General features: G+C 37.8%; 17 protein-coding genes. 7 read left to right on the forward strand and 10 right to left on the reverse strand.

The window, feature by feature from the left end:
* Positions 1-189 precede the first annotated feature (189 nt).
* The 4 genes from lon to aceE form a co-directional block, all read right to left on the reverse strand.
* On the reverse strand, positions 190-2592 hold the full coding sequence (lon, locus tag QV06_RS06635; RefSeq protein ID WP_065237455.1) for an endopeptidase La: 2403 nt from the start codon (positions 2590-2592) through the stop codon (positions 190-192).
* Positions 2593-2763: 171 nt separating this feature from the next.
* Positions 2764-4188 (reverse strand): dihydrolipoyl dehydrogenase, encoded by a 1425-nt coding sequence (gene lpdA, locus QV06_RS06640; protein ID WP_065235047.1) that lies wholly within the window; start codon positions 4186-4188, stop codon positions 2764-2766.
* Between the two features lie 100 nt (positions 4189-4288).
* Positions 4289-6187, reverse strand: coding sequence for a pyruvate dehydrogenase complex dihydrolipoyllysine-residue acetyltransferase (gene aceF / locus QV06_RS06645; protein ID WP_065237456.1), 1899 nt, complete (start codon positions 6185-6187; stop codon positions 4289-4291).
* 30 nt (positions 6188-6217) lie between these two features.
* A complete protein-coding gene (gene aceE / locus QV06_RS06650; RefSeq protein ID WP_065237457.1) occupies positions 6218-8881 on the reverse strand; it encodes a pyruvate dehydrogenase (acetyl-transferring), homodimeric type in 2664 nt (887 codons plus the stop codon).
* 550 nt (positions 8882-9431) lie between these two features.
* Between aceE and garD the strand changes: the two genes are divergently transcribed.
* Positions 9432-10991, forward strand: coding sequence for a galactarate dehydratase (garD, locus tag QV06_RS06655; RefSeq protein WP_065237458.1), 1560 nt, complete (start codon positions 9432-9434; stop codon positions 10989-10991).
* Positions 10992-11110: 119 nt separating this feature from the next.
* Here garD and QV06_RS11710 read toward each other — a convergent pair whose 3' ends face one another.
* From QV06_RS11710 to garL, 5 genes are all read right to left on the reverse strand, one after another.
* The gene (locus QV06_RS11710; protein WP_280641929.1) at positions 11111-11893 is read right to left on the reverse strand and encodes a helix-turn-helix domain-containing protein; all 783 of its coding nucleotides are present in this window, start codon (positions 11891-11893) and stop codon (positions 11111-11113) included.
* 15 nt (positions 11894-11908) lie between these two features.
* Complete coding sequence (locus QV06_RS12095) at positions 11909-12262, reverse strand: sugar diacid recognition domain-containing protein (protein ID WP_280641930.1); 354 nt, start codon at positions 12260-12262, stop codon at positions 11909-11911.
* Between the two features lie 24 nt (positions 12263-12286).
* Positions 12287-13426: a glycerate kinase gene (locus QV06_RS11715; protein ID WP_065237459.1), complete on the reverse strand. Its 1140-nt coding sequence runs from the start codon at positions 13424-13426 to the stop codon at positions 12287-12289.
* Between the two features lie 68 nt (positions 13427-13494).
* A complete protein-coding gene (garR, locus tag QV06_RS06670) occupies positions 13495-14382 on the reverse strand; it encodes a 2-hydroxy-3-oxopropionate reductase (protein ID WP_065237460.1) in 888 nt (295 codons plus the stop codon).
* 44 nt (positions 14383-14426) lie between these two features.
* Positions 14427-15197, reverse strand: a complete 771-nt coding sequence (garL, locus tag QV06_RS06675; protein ID WP_065237461.1) for a 2-dehydro-3-deoxyglucarate aldolase — start codon at positions 15195-15197, stop codon at positions 14427-14429.
* A gap of 351 nt (positions 15198-15548) precedes the next feature.
* Between garL and QV06_RS06680 the strand changes: the two genes are divergently transcribed.
* From QV06_RS06680 to metF, 5 genes are all read left to right on the forward strand, one after another.
* On the forward strand, positions 15549-16904 hold the full coding sequence (locus QV06_RS06680) for an MFS transporter (RefSeq protein ID WP_065237462.1): 1356 nt from the start codon (positions 15549-15551) through the stop codon (positions 16902-16904).
* Between the two features lie 63 nt (positions 16905-16967).
* Positions 16968-18302 carry a glucarate dehydratase gene (gene gudD / locus QV06_RS06685; protein ID WP_065237463.1) on the forward strand — a complete coding sequence of 445 codons (1335 nt, stop codon included), beginning with the start codon at positions 16968-16970 and terminating at the stop codon, positions 18300-18302.
* Positions 18303-18466: 164 nt separating this feature from the next.
* Positions 18467-19804 (forward strand): 30S ribosomal protein S12 methylthiotransferase RimO, encoded by a 1338-nt coding sequence (rimO, locus tag QV06_RS06690; RefSeq protein ID WP_065237464.1) that lies wholly within the window; start codon positions 18467-18469, stop codon positions 19802-19804.
* Positions 19805-19951: 147 nt separating this feature from the next.
* The gene (msrAB, locus tag QV06_RS06695) at positions 19952-20935 is read left to right on the forward strand and encodes a bifunctional peptide-methionine (S)-S-oxide reductase MsrA/peptide-methionine (R)-S-oxide reductase MsrB (protein ID WP_065237465.1); all 984 of its coding nucleotides are present in this window, start codon (positions 19952-19954) and stop codon (positions 20933-20935) included.
* A 111-nt stretch (positions 20936-21046) separates the two neighbouring features.
* On the forward strand, positions 21047-21940 hold the full coding sequence (metF, locus tag QV06_RS06700) for a methylenetetrahydrofolate reductase (RefSeq protein WP_065234754.1): 894 nt from the start codon (positions 21047-21049) through the stop codon (positions 21938-21940).
* 84 nt (positions 21941-22024) lie between these two features.
* On the opposite strand, the gene glnS is transcribed toward metF, so the two are convergent.
* Complete coding sequence (glnS, locus tag QV06_RS06705; RefSeq protein WP_065237466.1) at positions 22025-23689, reverse strand: glutamine--tRNA ligase; 1665 nt, start codon at positions 23687-23689, stop codon at positions 22025-22027.
* A gap of 295 nt (positions 23690-23984) precedes the next feature.
* Here glnS and QV06_RS06710 point away from each other — a divergent pair, with 295 nt between their 5' ends.
* Positions 23985-25151, forward strand: coding sequence for an efflux RND transporter periplasmic adaptor subunit (locus tag QV06_RS06710; RefSeq protein WP_065237467.1), 1167 nt, complete (start codon positions 23985-23987; stop codon positions 25149-25151).
* The last annotated feature ends 3 nt before the right edge of the window (positions 25152-25154 follow it).

Here is a 25154-nt window from a genome sequence, read left to right on the forward strand (position 1 = left end):
CAGCCATCCTACATTTTATAGTCATTTGATTTCAAAATAATCTTGCGTTATCTCGCCTCATCGTATTATTTATACGCTCTTCAGCTTGTTGCTTTTTCTTGTTTTGAACTTAAATGACGATATTTCACTACACAATTTAGAGCGTTAAGAAAAAGCTGGTTAATTTTTATTTAACCAGCTTTTTTGTGATTAATTCACTGTAGAAGTGAGATTTTTAGTGGTACGCTTTTTTAGTTTAGCCAAATCTTTTACCACTTCAATCCCTACTGGCGGTTTCTCTAATGCTAAAGCTAACACTTCATCAATAGTTTCCACAGGGCAAATCTCTAACGCTGCTTTTGCATTTTCTGGAATTTCCTCAAGATCTTTCACATTATCTTTTGGAATTAACACACGTTTAATTCCGCCGCGGTGTGCTGCAAGTAATTTCTCTTTTAACCCACCAATTGGCAACACTTTACCACGCAGAGTAATTTCTCCAGTCATTGCTACATCAGCTCTAACAGGATTTCCTGTCAAACAAGATACTAATGCAGTACACATTGCAATCCCAGCACTTGGACCGTCTTTTGGCGTTGCGCCTTCAGGAACGTGAATATGAATGTCACGTTTTTCATAAAAATCAGGATTAATTCCAAGCTTTTCTGCTCTTGCACGCACCACAGTCATTGCCGCTTGAATTGACTCTTTCATCACATCGCCAAGTGATCCAGTATAGTTTAACTTACCTTTACCCGATACTGACGCGGATTCAATCGTTAATAAATCACCGCCCACTTCGGTCCAAGCAAGCCCTGTAACTTCACCAATACGGTTTTGGCTATCTGCTTTGCCATATTCAAAGCGTCTTACACCTAAGTAGTCGTGAAGATTATTACTATCCACCACAACTTGTTTTAATGATTTATCTAATAATAAATTCTTCACTGCTTTACGACAGATTTTTGAAATTTCTCGTTCTAAGCTACGTACTCCTGCTTCACGAGTGTAATAACGGATAATATCTAAAATTGCTTCTTCTTTAAGAATCAATTCATTCTCTTTTAATCCATTACGTTCAATCTGTTTCTTTAATAAATGACGTACAGCAATATTCAATTTTTCATCTTCGGTATAACCAGAAAGACGAATAACTTCCATGCGATCCAGTAATGGCCCTGGAATATTCATTGAGTTTGAGGTAGCCACAAACATCACATCAGAAAGATCGTAATCAACCTCAAGATAATGATCACTAAACGTATTATTTTGTTCTGGGTCTAATACTTCTAATAATGCAGACGCTGGATCACCTCGCATATCCGCACCTAATTTATCAATCTCATCCAATAAGAATAGTGGATTTCTTACCCCTACTTTTGCCATATTTTGGATTAATTTACCTGGCAAAGCACCAATATAGGTACGGCGATGCCCACGAATTTCGGCTTCATCACGCACACCACCTAATGCCATACGCACATATTTACGACCAGTTGCCTGTGCAATAGATTGTCCTAATGAGGTTTTACCTACTCCAGGAGGTCCAACAAGACAAAGGATTGGGCCACGCATTTGGTTTGTACGAGTTTGTACCGCTAAATATTCTAAGATACGTTCTTTAACCCGTTCTAAGCCATAGTGATCATTATTTAAAACCTCTTCGGCTTTCTTTAAGTCTTTTTTCACCTTAGTACGTTTATGCCAAGGCACTTGTACCATCCAATCAATATAGCTACGAACCACAGTTGCTTCAGCAGACATTGGTGACATCATTTTTAATTTTTGTAACTCTGCTTCTGCTTTTTCTTCAACTGCTTTTGGCATACGAGCATCAGCAATTTTTTTCTTTAATTGCTGAATTTCATTTTCAGTACCTTCTGCTTCACCAAGCTCTTTTTGAATAGCTTTAATTTGCTCGTTGAGGTAATAATCACGCTGATTCTTTTCCATCTGTTTTTTCACACGATCGCGGATTTTCTTATCAATACTGCTAATTTCCATTTCAGTTTGAATCAGTCCGATCAATGCTTCAAAACGTTTTAAAACATCAGCTTCTTCTAATAAATTTTGTTTTTTCTCAATACTTAACGGCATATTGCTCGCTAAGGTATCAGCCAATTTTTCTGGCTCATCAAGTTCTTTTAATGCTGCCAACACTTCTGGCTTAATTTTATTTTGTTGTTGGGTAGAAAATTTATCTAACTCAGTTAAAACTGTATTTTGAATAACGCTTAATTCTGTTTGATTATTAATAATTTCAGGAATTTCTTCTATCTCTGCAGAAAAATACTCTTCATCATGGAATTGAACAACTCTGGCTCTGCTTCTACCCTCAACTAATACTTTCACTGTACCATCGGGTAATTTAAGTAATTGAATAATGGTTGCAACAGTACCAACTTGATAAATATCTTCTGCATTTGGTTCTTCGAGATTAGCTTCTTTTTGGGTAACTAATAAAACATCTTTACCACTTTCCATTGCCTCATCAAGGCTACGAATTGATTTAGCACGTCCTACATAAAGTGGCATCACAATATGTGGAAATACAACGACATCTCGCAATGGTAAGACAGGAATTTGTTTTGTATCTGATAATTCTTTATTCATATTGTTGTTCTCTTGTCTATTGCACGGAATTCGGGGTATATGGGGGAGCTTTTTTTAATCTCAAGGGTATTCACCAATTTTCGAGATAAATAAGTAAAAAATCTGCACTCCAACTAACGCTAAAGTGCAGATTCTTAGATTGTAGTACGAAAAAATTAATTTGCTAGGAAATTATTTTTTCTTTTTCGCTTTTGCATTTGGTAAGTCTGTTACTGTACCTTCAAACACTTCAGCAGCAAGACCTACTGATTCATGTAAGGTTGGGTGAGCATGGATAGTTAATGCTAAATCTTCTGCATCACAACCCATTTCGATTGCTAAACCGATTTCACCTAATAATTCACCACCATTAGTACCAACAATCGCACCACCAATTACACGATGAGTATTCTTATCAAAGATAAGTTTAGTCATACCATCTGAACAGTCAGAAGCAATCGCACGACCTGAAGCAGCCCATGGGAAAGTCGCTACTTCATAAGCAATGCCTTCAGCTTTACATTCTTTTTCTGTTTTACCAACCCATGCAACTTCTGGTTCTGTATAGGCGATAGATGGGATCACTTTCGGATCAAAATAGTGTTTTTGTCCTGCAATTACTTCAGCAGCAACATGACCTTCGTGAACACCTTTGTGAGCTAACATTGGTTGACCAACAATATCACCAATTGCAAAGATATGAGGTACATTAGTACGCATTTGTTTATCAGTACGAATGAAACCACGTTCATCTACTTCAACACCCGCAATATGTGCATCAATTAACTTACCATTTGGAGTACGGCCGATTGCCACTAATACAGCATCATAACGGCGAGTTTCATTTGCACCCTTACCTTCCATAGAAACATAAATACCATCTTCTTTTGCTTCTACTGCGGTTACTTTTGTTTCTAGTAAGAGATTAAATTTCTTCTCGATACGTTTAGTAAAGATTTTAACTACATCTTTATCTGCCGCTGGGATAACTTGATCAAACATTTCAACCACATCAATTTGTGATCCAAGTGCATGATATACAGTTCCCATTTCAAGACCGATAATACCACCACCCATGATTAATAATTTTTCAGGCACTTCTTTTAATTTTAGTGCATCTGTTGAATCCCAAACACGTGGGTCATCATGTGGAATGAATGGTAATTGAATTGGACGTGAACCTGCAGCGATAATAGCGTTATCAAAGGTAATTTTGGTTTCACCATCTTCACCAGCCACAATAATACTATTAGCGCTTGCAAATTTACCGTAACCATTTACGACTTGTACTTTACGCATTTTAGCCATACCAGCAAGACCACCAGTTAATTGGCTAATTACTTTTTCTTTCCAACCACGAATTTTTTCAATGTCAGTTTTTGGTTCACCAAAAACAATACCGTGTTGTGCTAAAGATTTTGCCTCTTCGATAACTTTTGCAACGTGTAATAGTGCTTTAGATGGAATACAACCTACGTTTAAACATACCCCACCTAATGTTGAGAAACGTTCAATAATTACTGTTTCTAAACCTAAATCCGCACAACGGAACGCAGCAGAATATCCTGCAGGACCAGCACCTAATACGACCACTTGTGTCTTAATTTCTTTATTCATGTTAAGCCTCATTTTCCCATTCTAACAGACCATTGTTAGATACGGTTTTCCATTAATTTGTAACAAAAGCCTGAATCTTCAGGCTCTTGCTTCCATTTTACTACATGACTAAGCGGCGCAAATCCGACAACACACCACTGATATAGGTAATAAAGCGAGCCCCATCAGCCCCATCGATCACGCGGTGATCATAAGACAATGATAATGGCAACATCAAACGTGGAGTAAATTCTTTACCATTCCACACTGGTGTCATTTCAGACTTAGATACCCCAAGAATTGCAACTTCTGGTGCATTTACGATTGGTGTAAAGTGAGTACCACCGATACCACCTAAGCTTGAAATAGTGAAACAACCACCTTGCATATCTGACGCAGTTAATTTACCAGCACGTGCTTTCTTCGATATTTCAGCAAGTTCACGAGAAAGTTCGATAACACCTTTCTTATTCACATCTCTGAATACAGGTACCACCAAACCATTCGGTGTATCTACTGCCACACCAATATTGATGTATTTCTTCAAGATTAAACGCTGAGCATCTTCAGTAATTGAGCTGTTAAATGTTGGATAAGCTTCTAATGCTTTTGCAACAGCTTTCATAATGAAGACAAGCGGAGTAATTTTAACATCAAGTTTTTGTTTTTCAGCAAGAACATTTTGTTCTTTTCTGAATTTTTCGAGTTCAGTGATATCTGCTTTATCCCATTGAGTAACATGTGGAATCATTACCCAGTTACGGTGTAAGTTTGCACCTGAAATCTTCTTAATACGACCTAATTCAACTTCTTCAGTTTCACCAAACTTGCTGAAGTCAACTTTCGGCCATGGTAATAAGCCAAGACCCGCACCTGCATTTCCACCTGCTGCCGCAGCTGGTGCTGTACCAGATTCAGCAATTTTAATTGCATTCTTCACATAAGCTTGAACGTCTTCTTTTAAGATACGTCCTTTACGACCTGTACCTTTAACTTTATCTAAATTAACGCCAAACTCACGTGCTAAGCGACGAACAACCGGTGTTGCATGAGCAAAACTTGCACTCTTAGTAACATCTTCACTTGAAGCTGCTGCAACTGGTGCTGGTGCTGCTGGTGCAGATGCTGCTGGAGCTGCTGGTTGTGCTTGTGCTGGCGCAGCCGCTGCTGCTGGAGCTGCCACTGCAACTTCAAAACGCATAATTAATGAACCAGTTGATACTTTATCACCTGATTTCACGAGAATTTCTTTTACCACACCGGCGAATGGTGCTGGTACTTCCATTGAAGCTTTATCACCTTCAACAGTGATAAGTGATTGTTCTTCGCTAACGCTATCACCAACACTTACCATAATTTCAGTCACATTCACTTCATCGCCACCAATATCTGGTACATGAACATCTTGTACACCACCAGATACTGCTGCAGGTTGTGCAGCTGGTGCACTCTCTGCTGCTGGTGCTGACGCAGGCGCTGCGGCACCGGCAACTTCAAAACGCATAATTAATGAACCAGTTGATACTTTATCACCTGATTTCACGAGAATTTCTTTTACGACACCGGCAAATGGTGCTGGGACTTCCATTGAAGCTTTATCACCTTCTACTGTGATTAAAGATTGCTCTGCAGTCACAGTATCACCAACATTCACCATAATTTCAGTGACATTCACTTCATCGCCACCAATATCAGGTACATTAACATCAACCACAGAAGCTGCTGCTTGAGATGCTGGTGCAGCTGCTGGCGCTTCGGCAGCTGGAGCTGAGGCAGGTGCTGCTGCACCTGCTTCTTCTAAAATAAACATTGGTGTACCAGTAGAAACTTTATCACCAACTTTAACTAAAAGTTCTTTAATTACACCTGCTTCTGGCGCTGGGACTTCCATTGAAGCTTTATCACCTTCTACATTGATCACACTTTGATCAACTTCAACAGTGTCACCAACTTTAACCATAACTTCTGTTACAGTAACTTCATCACCGCCGATATCAGGTATAAGAATTTGTTTTGACATGTTTTATATCCTTGTGATTGTTACAGTTAATTATGCGTGTAAAGAGTATGCTTTATCAGCATCAATACCATATTTGCTAATCGCTTCGACTAATACTTTCTTATCTAAAGTACCTGCTTTCACTAATTGTGATAATGCTGCTACTGCAACGTGTTTCGCATCAACTTCAAAGTGTGAACGTAAGTTTTCACGACTATCAGAACGACCGAAACCATCAGTTCCTAATACAAGGTAGCTGCTTGCTGGTACATACGCACGCACTTGATCAGCAAATAAACGCATATAATCTGTTGCTGCAACCGCTGGCGCATCGTTCATTACTTTAGTGATATAAGGAACTTTCGCCTCTGCTTCTGGGTGTAATGTGTTGTAACGTTCGATTTCGTTACCTTCTCTCGCAAGTTCAGTGAAAGAAGTTACGCTATACACATCTGAAGATACGCCAAAGTCATTCGCTAATAATTGTGCAGCTTCACGAACATGACGAAGAATTGCACCTGAACCAAGTAATTGAACTTTGCCTTTACCTTGACCAGTAACAGTTTCAAATTTATAGATACCTTTACGAATACCTTCTTCTGCACCTTTCGGCATTGCCGGTTGATCATAAGTTTCATTCAAGGTAGTGATGTAGTAGTAAACATCTTCTTGATCCGGACCATACATACGACGTACACCGTCTTGAATGATCACTGGTACTTCAAATGCAAATGCTGGATCGTAAGATACACAGCTTGGAATCGTTAATGCTTGGATATGGCTATGACCATCTTCATGTTGTAAACCTTCACCATTTAAGGTTGTACGACCAGAAGTACCACCAATCATGAAACCTCTTGCACGTTGGTCACCTGCTAACCACATTAAGTCACCTACACGTTGGAAACCAAACATTGAGTAGTAAACAAAGAATGGAATCATTGGTAAGTCATTGGTGCTATATGAAGTTGCTGCTGCAATCCAAGAAGCTGTTGCACCTTGTTCGTTGATCCCTTCTTGTAATACTTGACCATCAATAGCTTCACGGTAATAAGCCACTTGTTCACGGTCTTGTGGCATATAGTTTTGACCATGTGGGTTATAGATACCGATTTGACGGAATAAACCTTCCATACCAAAAGTACGCGCTTCATCAGCGATAATTGGCACAATATGTTTTCCAATTGATTTATCTTTTAACAACACATTTAATGTACGTACAAACGCCATTGTGGTTGAAATTGGACGTGATTGTGCTTCAAATAATTGAGAAAACTCTTCAATTGCTGGCACATCAAATTGTTGTGTAAAGCGCGGTAAACGGCTTGGAACATAACCATGTAATGCTTGGCGACGTTCATGGATATATTTATATTCTTCTGAACCTTCTGCAAATTGGATATATGGTAATTTTTCAAGATCTGCATCAGAAACAGGAATATTGAAACGGTCACGTACGTGTTTAACGCCTGACATATCCATTTTCTTAACTTGGTGAGCAATATTCTTACCTTCTGCTGCATCACCCATTCCATAACCTTTGATAGTTTTAACAAGTAAAACAACTGGTTTACCTTTAACTTGTTTTGCTTTGTTAAGTGCAGCAAAAATTTTGATTGGATCGTGACCACCGCGGTTTAATGCCCAGATTTCATCATCTGTCATATCTTTCACTAAATCCGCAGTTTCTGGATAACGGCCAAAGAAGTGTTCACGTACATACGCACCATCTTTTGACTTCATTGTTTGGTAGTCACCATCAACCACTTCCATCATTAATTGTAGTAATTTACCTGAAGTGTCTTTTTGTAGTAAACGATCCCAACGACGTCCCCAAATAACTTTAATAACTTCCCAACCAGCACCATTAAAGTTGCTTTCTAATTCTTGGATAATTTTACCGTTACCTGTTACTGGGCCATCAAGACGTTGTAAGTTACAGTTAATAACGAAAACTAAGTTATCTAATTTTTCACGTGCAGCAAACGCTAACGCACCACGTGATTCAACTTCATCCATCTCACCATCACCTAAGAAGGCATATACAGTTTGATCTGAAGTATCTTTTAAGCCACGGTTATTTAAATATTTTAAGAAACGTGCTTGATAAATTGCGTTCAATGGTCCTAAGCCCATTGATACTGTTGGGAATTGCCAGAATTCTGGTAATAATCTTGGATGTGGATAAGAAGATAAACCTTTACCGTGAACTTCTTGACGGAAATTATCCATTTGTTCTTCGGTTAAACGACCTTCAACAAATGCACGAGCATAGATTCCCGGTGCGATATGACCTTGGAAGAAAACGAGGTCGCCACCATTTTTTTCGTTACGTGCTTTGAAGAAGTGGTTGAAACAAACTTCATATAAAGTCGCTGAAGATTGGAAAGACGCCATGTGTCCGCCTAATTCAAGATCTTTCTTAGACGCACGTAATACAGACATAATTGCATTCCAACGAACTGCACCACGAATACGACGTTCAAGGTCTAAATTACCTGGGTAATTAGGCTCTTCACTAACAGGAATGGTATTGATATAGTCTGTTGTCATTCCAGTAGGAAGTGAAACATTATTTGCTCTCGCACGTTGCACAAGTTGTTCAATAATATATTGAGCTCGTTCAACACCCTCTTCACGAATCACTGAATCGATTGCCAACAACCAATCGTTGGTTTCAATCGGATCCACGTCATTTTTTACCATATCCGACATGGGTTCTTCCTTTTTTATGTATTATAAGTTGACAAAATGCTGTAATACTTTCAACAGCAAGGAAAGTATTAAGCGACTGATAAAACATTATCTGTTAAATTAGGCCTGTGAAATCAAAGTGCAGACTTCACAATTTATTAACTAATTTTAGAAATTTTATTAGATTTTTTGAAATAAAGATAGATAAAATTTGTTTCAAAATACCAAAATTTCCTAAAATTGTCTATTTTATGACTAGCGTCACACCTAATATACCACTTATGGTCTAGTTCTTATTTACTTCATTATTGAAAGATTTATAGTGGCTTGTCTTTAGGCTAATGCCTAAATCGTTAAATAAATTTATTCTCTTTTTGTGGGGTTTCTCTACTCATTACACAAAAATCTATAATAGATTTTTATCATTCTGTGATCTCTATCACTTGTTCTCCTTGTTATTCAGCAAAATATCGTGTTTTTACACCTCATTCTTAGGCATTTGCACAATCCAGATCACTTTCCCCGCCTTTTATAATAATTACACACTATTTCAATCAATATGGAGTGATTTATGACAAATACTGCCCAATCTGTGCCTTTATATATTAAAGTCCATTCAACAGATAACGTTGCTATTATCGTTAATAGTAATGGTTTACCTGCTGGCACAACCTTTCCTGATGGTTTAACCTTAATTGAACATATACCACAAGGACATAAAGTTGCACTGATAGATATCCCAAAACAATCGCCAATTATTCGTTATGGAGAAATTATCGGTTATGCACTACGTGATATTCCTCAAGGAAGTTGGATTGATGAATCCATTGTTGAATTACCTAAAGCACCTCCACTAGAAACCTTGCCATTAGCTACTCGCCCTGCCCCGCAACTAGAACCTCTTACTGGTTATACTTTTGAAGGTTATCGTAATAAAGACGGTAGTGTAGGGACTAAAAATATGTTAGGTATCACAACCAGTGTCCATTGTGTTGCTGGAGTTGTTGATTATGTTGTAAAAATTATTGAAAAAGAATTACTTCCTCATTATCCGAACGTAGATGGGGTTGTTGGTTTAAATCATCTATATGGATGTGGTGTAGCCATTAATGCGCCAGCAGCTATTGTCCCTATCCGTACCATTCACAATATTGCGCTTAATCCTAATTTTGGTGGTGAAATTATGGTAATCGGTTTAGGTTGTGAAAAACTACAACCAACTCGATTATTAGAAGGTACACCTGACGTTTATCCTATTTCATTGGAAGATGCTTCAATTACCAGTTTACAAGATGAACAATTTGTCGGATTTGAAGCTATGTTGAAATCAATATTAGCTACTGCAAAACAACATCTAGAACGCCTTAATCAACGTAAACGCGAAACGTGTCCTGTTTCTGATTTAGTCGTCGGTATGCAATGCGGAGGTAGTGATGCTTTTTCTGGTGTCACTGCTAACCCAGCGGTTGGCTTTGCTTCTGATTTGTTAGTACGCTGTGGTGCAACTGTAATGTTCTCTGAAGTAACAGAAGTACGTGACGCTATTCATCTACTCACCCCACGAGCTATTGATCAACAGGTCGGCAAACGTTTATTAGAAGAAATGCAATGGTATGACGATTATCTTAATATGGGTAAAACAGACCGCAGTGCAAATCCCTCTCCAGGAAATAAAAAAGGTGGTTTAGCTAATGTTGTAGAAAAAGCGCTTGGTTCTATTGCCAAATCCGGTTCTAGCGCTATTGTTGAAGTTTTATCACCTGGTCAACGCCCAACTAAAAAAGGATTAATTTATGCAGCAACCCCAGCAAGTGATTTTGTCTGTGGTACTCAACAATTAGCTTCAGGGATTACAGTACAAGTCTTTACAACTGGACGCGGTACACCTTATGGCCTTGCTGCATTACCCGTTATCAAAGTCGCTACAAGAAGTGACTTAGCTAATCGTTGGTTTGATTTAATGGACATTAATGCAGGAACTATTGCTACCGGAGAAGCTACTATTGAAGATGTAGGCTGGCAGATTTTCCATTATATTTTAGATGTTGCTAGTGGACGTAAAACCACTTGGTCAGATAAATGGGGGTTACATAATGCCTTGTCTGTCTTTAATCCAGCACCTGTTACCTGATACTAAATACTAATTAATCAAAGCCTTTGTTATTCAACAAAGGCTTTATTTTAAATACAAAACAAATAAAAAAGAGGACATCCATGTCCTCTATATCACAGGTTCATTTAATTGTTGGTTTATGATGTAACGTGTAATGCCATATATAATAAGAAACGATCATCTGTACTATTCAGATTCAACCCTGTTAAATCAGCAATTTTATTCAGACGATACTCTAATGTATTACGATGAACATATAACGCTTTTGCTGTTGCAACAGTTTGCATATTATTTTCAAACCAAACCGCTAATGTTTTGCATAAAATTCCATTATTATCCATCAGCTGTAACTTACGAATTGGGCGTTCTAGCTCCTCTTTTTGCCAGCCATCTTTTAATTGATCTAATAACACCGGCAAAATCAATTCTTGATAATTATAAATACGTTGTTTTGGTAGGCGAGCCTTACCAATTTTTAAGGCTGTTTTAGCCGTATGATACGATAAAGACACACCATTTTCGCCAGGGAAATAGTGTCCTAACGCAATCCGTACATTCAATTTAGCTTTCTCATTCATACGAGAAAGTAGTTGTTGAATACGATTTAAATGTTCTTGTACATCCCAACGTCCAAATGCATTTAACGCTGGTTTTAATACAACTAATTCTGTCAACGAAGAAATAGCAACTAAGTTATCTCTTTCAGGCACTTTTAATAACGATTGTAAGTCTTGTAATTCACTACGTGCATTTTCAATACTTAATTGTCCACTATCTACCTCAATAACACAGGCAATACGTGGCATAGATAAATCCACGCCTAATCGATTAGCCCAATCGGCTAAACTCGCCGAATTATCTTTATTATTAATTAAATTTAATACCAACTCTTCTTTTAGACGAGTATCTTGCGCCAACATATCAAATAGTCTGGCCTATTCCAGCATCATCTCTGCGGTCATACAAACTAACTTACCAAACTCTTTTAAGCTAGTTGGATCACCTGTTAGCCCAATTACCCCAATAATTTTGCCATCTAATTTAAGCGGGAGATTAATTCCTGGTCTGACACCATGAAGGCTATGGATAACCGCCTTATCAATATCGACTGTTCGACCCTGGGAAAGGGCAAGTAATGCACCATCATGAATTTCCCCAACACGATTTAAATCACCACTGGCAATAATTCTGCCTTTTGCATCCATAATATTGATATTACAGTTAATAATATCCATTGTGCGTTCGACGATTTTCTGTGCTAGTTTTTCATCCAATAAATAAACTGACATAGCCTACCCTTTTATTGTTTACAATTAAGCATGAAATTGCATTTTGATCACTTCAGCCACATTGCGTGCAGTAATCTCAAGATTTTGAGCCGCATCCTGCATCGCCTCTGGGAAAGTACACACTTTATTCAAAATACTAAATACAGCATCAATCCCATAATCATGTACAACTTCAATATCTTTGCCTAACGATCCTGCAATACCAATCACCGGAATGTGGTATTTTTTCGCCACTGCGGCAACTCCAACAGGGACTTTACCATTAATACTTTGATGATCAATCCGACCTTCACCAGTAATAACGAGATCTGCATCTGCAACTTTCTTATCCAAAGCCAATAGCTCAACAATAATCTTGATACCACTTTTTAAACTACCTTGTAAGAAACCAGCAAAAGCTGCGCCTAACCCACCAGCTGCTCCAGTGCCTGGGATATCTGATACCGCTAAACCAAGATCTCTTTCCATCACTCGTGCAAAATGGGCTAGCGCTGCATCAAGTTGTTTCACCATTTCTGGCGTTGCTCCTTTTTGTGGGCCAAAAATTGCTGAGGCGCCTCTTTCACCCGTTAATGGATTAGTTACATCACAAGCAATTTCAAATTGGCAACCAGCTAATCTTTTATCCATTTCAGAGATATCAATCTTAGCCAAACGTGCTAATTCAGCACCACCATAACCAATTTGATTCCCTTCACTATCCAATAACTTAACACCTAACGCTTGTAACATTCCTGCACCAGCATCATTGGTTGCGCTTCCCCCTAATCCTACAATGAAATGTGTTACTCCATAATCCAATGCAGAAAGGATTAATTGGCCTACACCATATGTTGTAGTAATTAATGGATTTCGCTTATCGAAAGGGACTTGTTCTAGACCACTTGCAGAAGCAATTTCAATGAAAGCTGTTTTTTCGTCACCTGAAATACCCCAAAATGCAGGCATAATTTCACCAAGTGGCCCAACAACATCAACTGCAATTACCTTACCATTGGTTGCTTCCACCATGGTTTCGACTGTGCCTTCTCCCCCATCTGCAACAGGTACTTTTACATATTCTGCATCTGGGAAAACTTGTTTAAATCCCTTTTCTATTACATCAGCCACTTGCATCGCAGACAGGCTCTCTTTATAAGAATCGGGTGCAATTACAACTTTCATGTTAACAACCTCACTTTTGATCTTGTTCTAGGGAAACAGAGGAGCTACTAGCTCCTCTATACAACCGCTTAGAAACGTTTAATTTCAGTACCTGCTAATTTTTCATAATAACGAGCTAATGCGCTATGATCTGCACCACCTAACTCATCTACTTTCAATGCTTGCATCATTTCCATTACTGATGCTGTAAGCGGTAAATATGCACCTACACCATGAGAAGTATCAATTGCATTAGCTAAGTCTTTGATATGTAAATCAATACGGAAACCTGGTTTGAAGTTACGATCTAATACCATTGGTGCTTTTGCATCTAACACTGTACTACCAGCTAATCCACCACGAATTGCTTGATAAACTAATTCAGGATCAACACCAGCTTTAGTTGCTAACATTAACGCTTCTGACATTGCTGCAATATTTAATGCCACAATGACTTGATTAGCTAATTTTGTTACATTACCTGCACCAATTTCACCAGTATAAACGACAGAACCAGCCATTGCTTTCATGATATCGTAGTATTTATCAAAAACATCCTTTTTACCACCAACCATTACTGATAAAGTACCATCAATTGCTTTTGGCTCCCCACCACTTACCGGAGCATCTAACATATCGATACCTTTTTTCTCAAGTTCTGCATAAATTTCACGGCTTGCTAATGGTGCAATAGAACTCATATCAATTACAACACTACCCGCTTTCGCACCTTCAACTACCCCATTTTCACCTAATACAACTGATTTTACATGTGGTGAATTTGGTAACATTGTAATAATAACATCTACTTGTTCTGCTACTGCTTTTGGTGTTTCAGCACTTACTGCACCTGCAGCAACAACTTCTTTAACCACTTCTTGATTACGATCCATAACAACCAATGAATAACCTGCTTTTAATAAGTTTTTGCTCATTGGTTTACCCATGATTCCTAGACCGATAAATCCGATTTTCATAATTTCACCTCTTTCTTAGTTAAAAATGTATAACATTCAATCAATTACTTTTTAAATGTGTTGCATAAGTTTTGAGTGGCTGCTCTAAACACACCCAAATCACTACCTACTGCAACAAAAGTTGCACCCCATTCAAGATAACGACGTGCATCTTGTTCTACTGGCGCTAAAATTCCACACGCTTTACCATGTTTTTTCGTGCACTCAAAAATAGCTTTAATCACTTTTTGTACTTCTGGATGATTTGGTTGACCTAAATAACCAAGAGCAGCAGAAAGATCTCCCGGACCAACAAACAAGCAATCAACTCCTTCTACCGCAGCAATAGCATCAACATTATCAACGCCTTCTTGGCTTTCAATTTGTACAATTACCGTAATATTGTCATTAATCATTGAGAAATAATTTGGCACTGTTGCATAGCCATTACTACGGTGAGAAACAGATACACCACGAATACCTGCCGGTGGATAGCGTGTTGCGGCAACAGCTTGAGCCGCTTCTTCCGCATTTTCTACATAAGGAATTAAAAAGTTGTAGAAACCAATATCTAATAAACGTTTAATAACAACAGGTTCATTTTGTGGCGGACGCACAATTGGCATACTGTCGCTATCTTTCAACGCCATTAATTGAGGAATAAATGATAGAACATCATTCGGAGCGTGTTCACCATCTAATAATAACCAATCAAAACCTGCTAATCCTAAAACTTCCGTAGTGATTGGATTACCTAATGCACTCCAACAACCAATTAGGGTTTCACCTTTAAGCAACTTCTGTTTAAATAGATTTGGCAAATATTTTTCATTCATAATTATGGTCCTTTAAGTGGGAAAATGATTTGTGAAAAAGTCTAATCGAGCCTTTTTAAATAAACACTATTCAACAGCACAAATATTTTATTTTTTTTTAGTACCTAAATGTGCATTTGCACAGTCGTTATGTCATAAATGCCAAATCACCTTTTATCAAAGTTTATTTTTTGACCTAAAATTTAGCTTAAAAATGCTTTTTTTGTGATGTCAGTCACATTTTATCTGGCATATGCACAAAGAAATTTTATTTTACCCACGTGATCTTCTGATATTCCGTGAATTCTTAAAATGGAGTGTTTTCCTATAATGCTTGGCAAGTAAATTGCAACCCCATATAGGAGTCATCTTATGAACGACAACACCCTTAACGCTACTTCTACAACTGCAGAAGTAATAAAACGCACCAATGTCCGCTGGGTCATTGTGGTACTACTATTCTTTGTTACAGCAATTAACTATGGTGACCGTGCCACCCTGGCTATTGCTGGAAAGCCAATGTCAGATGCGATTGGTATTGATGCTGCTGGCATGGGCTGGGTATTCTCAGCTTTTTCTTGGGCATATGTATTAGGCCAATTACCTGGAGGATGGTTATTAGATAAATTCGGTTCCAAGAAAGTTTATTTCTTAGGTATCGTATTCTGGTCACTCTTTACCTTACTACAAGGTGCAGTTGGTCTATTCTCTGGTGTTTGGGCATTAATTATTCTATTCTCACTACGTTTTCTCGTTGGATTAGCCGAATCACCGTCCTTCCCAGGTAATAGTCGTATTGCCGCTGCTTGGTTCCCTGCAAAAGAACGCGCTACTGCCGTTGCGATCTTTAACTCAGCTCAGTATTTTGCCACTGTTATCTTTGCTCCAATTATGGGCTGGCTAACTGCTGAAATCGGCTGGGAATCCGTATTTATCTTTATGGGTTCTGTAGGTTTAATTATCAGTATCGTTTGGTTAAAAGTGATTTATAACCCTAAAGATCACCCAAAAGTAAACCAAACTGAAATTGACTATATTGAAGCTGGTGGTGCATTAACTAATATGGATCAAGGCAAAAAAGAAGGTAAAAATGAAGGCCCTAAACTTGGCTATGTAAAACAACTTCTTAGCAATCGTATGTTGCTTGGTGTTTATCTTGGTCAATATTGTATTAACTGTTTAACCTTCTTCTTCATTACTTGGTTCCCAGTATATTTGGCAACTGAAAGAGGTTTAGATCTTAAATCTGTTGGTTTTATTGCTGCTATTCCTGCAATCTGTGGTTTCTTAGGTGGCTTAGCAGGTGGTGTTATCTCTGACGCTTTAATGAAGAAAACAAATTCACTTTCTATTGCACGTAAAACCCCGATTGTACTCGGTATGTTAGGTTCAATGACAATGGTAGTGTGTAATTATGTAGATTCTATTTACCTCGTTGTTCTCTTTATGTCGATTGCTTTCTTTGGTAAAGGTGTTGGTGCATTAGGTTGGGCGGTTATGGCTGATACAGCACCAAAAGAAATCAGTGGTTTAGCCGGTGGTTTATTCAATATGTGTGGTAACTTATCTGGTATCGTATCACCAATTGCTATCGGTTATATTGTAAAAATGACAGGCCACTTTGAATATGCCCTCATCTTTGTTGCAGTACATGCATTGGTTGCCGCATTTAGTTTCCTCTTTATCGTTGGACCAATCAAACGTATGGAATTAAAACCACTTGATTAAGATTATCAAATTAAAATTACACTTTATAATTCACAAAATTTAATTCAAAAATAGGAGTTTATTATGAGTTCATCAACCCCAGTTATTACTGAAATGCAAGTTATTCCAGTAGCCGGCCACGACAGTATGTTATTAAACTTAAGTGGTGCACACTCCCCTTACTTCACCCGAAATATCGTTATCTTAAAAGACAACAGTGGTCACACTGGTGTTGGTGAAGTCCCGGGTGGTGAAAAGATTCGTCAAACTTTAGAAGATGCTAAACCATTAGTATTAGGCAAAGGTTTGGGCGAATATAAAAATGTAATGGAAGCAGTACGTAAAACATTCTCTGATCGCGATGCTGGCGGCCGTGGTTTACAAACTTTCGATTTAAGAACTACTATTCACGTTGTTACCGCAATTGAAGCAGCAATGCTTGACTTATTAGGTCAATTCCTCAATGTATCTGTTGCTTCTTTATTAGGTGATGGTCAACAACGTGATGCAGTTGAAATGTTAGGTTATCTCTTCTTTATCGGCGATAGAAAGAAAACTACTCTTGCTTACCAAAACCAAGAAAATGATCCTTGTGAATGGTATCGTATCCGTCATGAAGAAGCATTAACTCCAGAAGCTGTTGTTCGTCTTGCTGAAGCTGCCTATGAAAAATATGGCTTTAATGATTTCAAACTTAAAGGTGGTGTATTACATAGCGAAGCAGAAGCAGAAGCGGTAACAGCATTAGCAAAACGCTTCCCAAATGCGCGTGTTACACTAGATCCAAATGGTGCTTGGTCACTTGATGAAGCAATTAAAGTCGGTAAACAACTCCGTGGTGTTTTAGCTTATGCTGAAGATCCTTGTGGTGCAGAACAAGGCTATTCTGGCCGTGAAGTCATGGCTGAATTCCGCCGTGCAACTGGTTTACCAACTGCAACCAATATGATTGCCACTGACTGGCGTCAAATGGGACACACAATTTCATTACAATCTGTTGATATTCCATTGGCCGATCCTCACTTCTGGACAATGCAAGGTTCAGTACGTGTTGCTCAAATGTGTAATGAATGGGGTTTAACTTGGGGTTCACACTCTAACAACCACTTTGATGTTTCCTTAGCTATGTTTACCCATGTTGCTGCCGCAGCACCAGGAGACATTACAGCAATTGATACCCACTGGATTTGGCAAGAAGGTAACCAACGTCTAACTAAAGAACCATTAAAAATTGTGAATGGTTTAGTTGAAGTACCGAAAAAACCTGGTTTAGGTATCGAATTAGATATGGATCAAGTAATGAAAGCGCATGAACTCTATAAAAATATGGGATTAGGCGCACGTGATGATGCTATGGCAATGCAATTCCTGATTCCAGGATGGACATTTGATAATAAAAAACCTTGTTTAGTAAGATAATTTTCATCTGATTGCACTACTCTAACCTATTCGCCAATAACCTAAGTTATTGGCGAATTTTTCTACCTATATACCTCTAACAAACATTAGCTTTCCGATTACAAATTTTGTACAATCTACGCCTTTTTTGAGTGATTAATCTGTTTATTTATATATAAAAACCTATGAATACTACAACTCCAAACATTGGCTTTTTAAGCCTTGGTTGTCCAAAAAATTTAGTGGATTCTGAACGTATTTTGACTGAATTACGTGCGGAAGGTTATAACATTGTTCCTACTTATGAAAACGCAGATCTTGTTATTGTCAATACCTGTGGTTTTATTGATAGCGCAGTACAAGAATCATTAGAAGCGATTGGCGAAGCGTTAGAAGAAAACGGTAAAGTGATCGTAACTGGCTGCTTAGGAGCAAAAGAGAATCAAATTCGTGAAGTTCATCCAAAAGTATTAGAAATTACTGGACCACATAGCTATGAAGCGGTGATGAATCACGTTCATAAATATGCACCTAAACCAGAATATAATCCTTATATTAATGTCGTTACAAAACAAGGGATTAAGCTAACACCTAAACATTATGCGTATGTCAAAATTTCTGAAGGCTGTGATCATCGTTGTACTTTCTGCATTATTCCATCAATGCGCGGTGATTTAGATAGTCGTCCAATTAATACAATTTTAGATGAAGCTAAACGTTTAGTTGATGCAGGTGTTAAAGAATTATTGATCGTCTCTCAAGATACTTCCGCTTATGCTTTAGATAAAAATCAAAAAGAACAGAAGTCAAAAACGGTGTTTTGGAACGGTATGCCAATCAAAAACGATTTGCTTACCCTCTGTGAACAGTTAGGTACATTAGGTGTTTGGGTACGTTTACACTACGTTTATCCCTACCCACACGTAGATAAACTTATTCCATTAATGGCACAAGGAAAAATCTTGCCTTATTTAGATATTCCGCTACAACACGCTAGCCCAAAAATCTTAAAAGCTATGAAACGTCCTGGTGCTATCGATCGTACTTTAGAAAGAATTAAACAATGGCGTGAAATCTGTCCAGAATTAACTCTACGTTCAACCTTTATCGTGGGTTTTCCTGGTGAAACTGAAGAAGATTTCCAAATGCTACTTGATTTTATTCAAGAAGCTCAACTTGACCGTGTCGGCTGTTTTAAATTTAGTCCAGTAGAAGGTGCACCTGCAACAGAAATGGCAGATCAAGTCCCAGAAGAGGTTAAAGAAGAACGCTTCCATCGTTTTATGCAGCTACAACAACAAATTTCTGCTGCACGTTTGCAACAAAAAATCGGTAAAACTCTACCTGTGATGATTGATGAAATTGATGAGGAAGGAATTATCGGTCGTTCAATGGCAGACGCACCAGAAATTGATGGGGTTGTTTATATTGATAATCTCAGCGAACAAAATGTTAAAATCGGCGATATTGTGATGGCTACTATTCACAATGCTGATGAATATGATTTGTGGGCAACCATTTAATCTTTAAACTATATCGGGAGATTTGAGGATAACTTCACCAATAGCCACAAATCTCCTTTCTTTCACATTCACAAACTGACTAATCTGTGCTAAAACCTCTCCGTTCCTGATGAAAATAAAACGATTTTTGATAAGAGAGAGGCAGTTATGACAGAAATATCTTTCCCTTCAACTTCACAATCTATCCAACCTGCGGAAATTTACCTTGCCGGTGGGTGTTTTTGGGGATTAGAAGCCTATTTCGCAGCAATTGGTGGCGTATTAGATGCAGAGTCTGGTTATGCTAATGGCGACAGTGAAAATCCAAGTTATCAACAAGTTTGTCAAGGCAGCGGACACGCTGAAACAGTTAAAGTCACTTATGATGCCAAACAGCTTTCCCTAAAAACTATTCTGGAATATTATTTTCGTGTAATAGATCCAACAAGCCTCAATAAACAAGGTCATGATCAAGGTATTCAATATCGTACTGGTATCTACTATACCCATCCTGAACAAAAGCCGATTATTGATGCAGCCATGGCCCAAGAGCAAACTAAATGGCAACAACCATTAGTCGTTGAAGTTCAGCCATTACAAAGTTATTACCCTGCCGAAGAATACCACCAAGATTATTTAGCAAAAAATCCTAATGGATATTGCCATATTGACTTACGTAAAGCCGAAGAAGTCATTATTGACGCTGATAAATACACTAAGCCAACTGATGCTGAGATTCAGCAGAAATTAACGGCTGAAGCGTTTAATGTTACTCAACAAAATGGTACAGAACGCCCTTTCTCTAATCGCTACTGGAATTTTTTCGAACCTGGGTTGTATGTCGATATTATTAGCGGTGAACCATTATTTGCTTCCAATGATAAATTTCCTTCTGAGTGTGGCTGGCCAAGCTTTACCAAACCGATTGCTGCAGATGTTGTAGTTTATCATCGCGATACTAGCCATGGCATGATACGCACAGAAGTCCGATCTCGAGTTGCTGATGCCCATTTAGGTCACGTATTTGAAGATGGTCCTCAGGATAAAGGAGGATTACGTTATTGCATTAATAGTGCTGCTCTGCGTTTTATTCCATTACAGCAATTAGTTGCAGAAGGCTATGCTTATCTTTATAAGCGGATTAATAAATAGTTAATTATGAATTAAATTCATTTTAAAACTGAAAATTATTAAATTGACGCAACTCTAAAATATCCCTATTTTAATGTCTAGACGGCTAAACATCTAAATAAGGAGAATAATATGAGTTACGCCAAGGAAATTGATGTTTTAAATAGAAGCATTGCAGATTTAAATGGAGAAATTAATGTTTCTTTTGAGTTTTTCCCACCCAAAAATGAAAAAATGGAAAATCTGCTTTGGGACTCAATCCAACGCTTAAAAGTATTACAGCCTAAATTTGTTTCTGTAACTTATGGTGCAAACTCTGGTGAGCGTGAGCGTACTCATGGTGTGGTTAAAGCCATCAAACAACAAACTGGTATTGAAGCCGCACCACATCTTACTGGGATTGATGCCTCACCAGAACAATTAAAGCAAATTGCTAAAGAGTATTGGGATAGTGGTATTCGACGTATTGTCGCTTTACGTGGCGATGAACCGCCTGGTTACAGTAAAAAGCCATTTTACGCTCGCGACTTAGTCACTTTATTGAAAGGTGTTGCTGATTTTGATATCTCTGTTGCAGCCTATCCAGAAGTTCATCCTGAAGCAAAATCTGCACAAGCCGATTTAATTTTTCTTAAACAAAAAGTAGAAGCGGGCGCGAATCGAGCAATTACTCAATTTTTCTTTGATATTGACAGTTATCTGCGTTTCCGTGATCGCTGCGTTACCGTAGGCATTGATGTTGAAATTGTACCGGGTATTTTACCTGTATCTAATTTTGTTCAATTACAAAAAATGGCAAAAGTGACTAATGTTCGCATTCCAAGTTGGATGTATAAACTTTATGATGGTTTAGAACAAGACCAAACAACCCGTAATTTGATTGGTGCAAGCATTGCGATTGATATGGTAAAAATCCTTTCTAAAGAAGGGGTAAAAGATTTCCATTTCTATACCTTAAATCGTTCTGAACTCACTTATGCAATCTGCCATACCTTAGGATTACGTCCGCATCTTGCGGCTGCATAGAAAGGATTTTTTAGGAATACATAGATAAACAAAAGGCTATTTGCCTTAAGACAAATAGCCTTCTCAATCAATCTAAAAATCGCTTTAAACGACTACACTCTCTTTTAATGAAACCGTTAAGTTAAACACTAAATGTTCTGGGTGGCTATCTTTACTATCTGCACAGAAATAACCTTCACGTTCAAATTGGTAAGATTTTTCTGCTTCCGCCGCACTTAAACTTTGTTCAACAAAACCGTGTTTCACCACAAGTGAATCTGGATTAAGCACTTGATGAATATCTTCCGCCGCACTCGGATTTGATACAGTAAATAAGCGATCATATAAACGGAATTCAGCTGGATGATTATGTGTTGCTGATACCCAATGAATTACCCCTTTTACTTTACGTCCATCTGCCGGATTTTTCCCTAATGTATCAGGATCATAAGTACAATATACGGTAGTGATATTGCCTTGCTCATCTTTCTCAACGCGCTCTGCTTTAATCACATACGCATTACGTAAACGTACTTCTTTACCTAACACAAGACGTTTGTAATGTTTATTTGCTTCTTCACGGAAATCTGCTTGATCAATATAGATCTCTTTAGTGAATGGTAAAGTTCGTGTTCCAAGCTCTTCACGATTTGGATGGTTTGGTGCAGTTAATAATTCTTCACCATTAAAATTCTCGATCACAATCCGTAAAGGATTAATCACCGCCATCGCACGTGGTGCATTGGTATTTAAATCTTCACGAATACAAGCTTCTAAAGCACTATACTCCACCACATTATCTTGTTTTGTGACACCAATACGGCGACAGAACTCACGAATAGATTCTGGCGTATAACCACGACGACGTAAGCCTGAAATTGTTGGCATCCGTGGATCATTCCAACCATCAACAATACCTTCATTCACTAACTGTAATAACTTACGTTTAGACGTTAAGGTACTTTCTAAATTCAAACGAGAAAACTCATATTGATGTGGTAACGGACGTTCAATCGAAATATTTTCTAATACCCAATCATATAAACGGCGATTATCTTGGAATTCTAATGTACAGAGTGAATGGGTAATACGTTCGATCGCATCTGAAATACAGTGCGTAAAATCATACATTGGATAAATACACCATTTATCGCCTGTTTGATGATGATGGGCAAATTTAATGCGATATAGAACAGGATCTCGCATTACAATAAATGGTGATGCCATATCAATTTTGGCACGTAATGCCGCTTTACCTTCAGCAAACTCACCATTCTTCATTTTTTCAAATAATGCTAAGTTTTCTTCTACCGAACGATCACGATATGGGCTATTTTTACCTGGCTCTGTTAATGTTCCACGATATTCACGCATCTCTTCTGGTGAAAGTTCATCAACATATGCTAATCCTTTTTTAATTAGTTCAATCGCATAGCCATAAAGTTGATCAAAATAATCTGATGCATAACGCGGTTGTCCATCCCAAGTAAAGCCAAGCCACTCTACGTCTTGCTTAATTGACTCCACATAGCTCATATCTTCTTTTACTGGGTTGGTATCATCAAAACGTAAATTACATTTCCCCTGATAATCTTCAGCAATACCAAAGTTTAAGCAGATAGATTTTGCATGACCAATATGTAAATAGCCGTTTGGCTCTGGTGGGAAGCGAGTATGCACAGATTGATGTTTACCTTGTGCAAGATCTTCGTCAATAATTTGACGAATAAAATTTGTTGGTTTTATCTCAGTCGTTTCTGTATGACTCATAATTTCCTCAAGTTGAGTTTACGCAAAATAATTTTCGCATTTTACACTTTTTAGCAAATAACACCAAACCGAAGGTTTAGTAAATACTAATTTTCTTCTAACTTTTTATCTTCATTATTCTGCATTGGTAAATTCCAGTCAGATTATTCGCAAAATAGCATCATCATACTCTCCTTTTACCAATAATCTGATCTTCAATTCCCAAAATAGTATTTGTTTACAAGATGATCTTTCTATAAAATGAATGAATGTTCATTTAGTAGAAAAAATCCTTGTTTGTTGAAAGGATCAATTTATGACATTAAAGAAAAAATTTATTTGGAGCCTTGCCATTGTTTTTATTATTGCTGGGCTCTTTTATTATTTTACACACGATAACCAACCTCAAACCTCATACTTCACTGAAACTGTAAAAAAAATGGATCTACAGCAAACTGTGGTCGCTACCGGCACAGTACGTAGCTCAAAACGTGTTGAAGTTGGGGCAAGAGTATCTGGTAAAGTAGAAAAAATTTATGTCAAACTTGGACAACAAGTGAAAAAAGGAGAATTAATTGCTCAACTTGATTCGATTACTCAGGAAAACGCACTGAATACCGCTGTTGCACAATTAGCTTCTTATAAAGCCCAACTTGCTGCTGCAGAAACTGCTTATCGAATTGCGCAATCTAATTATGATCGAGTGGCAAAATTATATAAAAAACAAGCAAGCTCATTGAATGATTACGAAACTGCACAAAATACTTTAGAAACTGCGAAAGCAAGCGTGGCACAAATTCAAGCTCAAGTAAAACAAGCTGAAATTGAAGTAAATACGGCAACAACAAACTTGAATTACACTAAAATTACTTCTCCTTTAGATGGTACTGTAATCTCTATTCCTGTATCTGAAGGGCAAACGGTTAATGCAAATCAAACAACACCAACCATTATTCAAGTGGCTGATTTAGATACAATGTTGATTAAACCTGAAATTTCTGAAGGCGATATCACCAAAATACAAGCAGGTATGACCGTCAAATTTTCAACGTTGGCTGAACCAGATGAAATTTATACCGCTAAAATTGATTCAGTTGATCCTGCAATGACCACGCTGACTGACAATGAATATACTGAATCTGTGAGTGATACTAATGCAATTTATTATTATGCCAATGTGTTGGTAAATAATTCACAACATAAGCTACAAATTGGTATGACGACACAAAACACTATTATCATTGCTGAAAAACAAAATGTATTAACAGTGCCAACCTTAGCCATTCGTAAGCAAGGCAACCAATCCATCGTTCAAGTTCTAGAAAATGGTAAAGTGCTGGAAAAAGTGATCACGACTGGTTTACATGACGACATTAATACTGAGGTCGTTTCTGGGCTTACTGAAGGTGAAAAAGTCATTGTTTCCCAATCTTCAAGCAGTGATGCACCGAGTGTTAGAGTTAGAACACCAAGAATGATGTAATGA

Source organism: Gallibacterium genomosp. 3, from assembly GCF_001678475.1.
Classification (GTDB): domain Bacteria; phylum Pseudomonadota; class Gammaproteobacteria; order Enterobacterales; family Pasteurellaceae; genus Gallibacterium; species Gallibacterium faecale.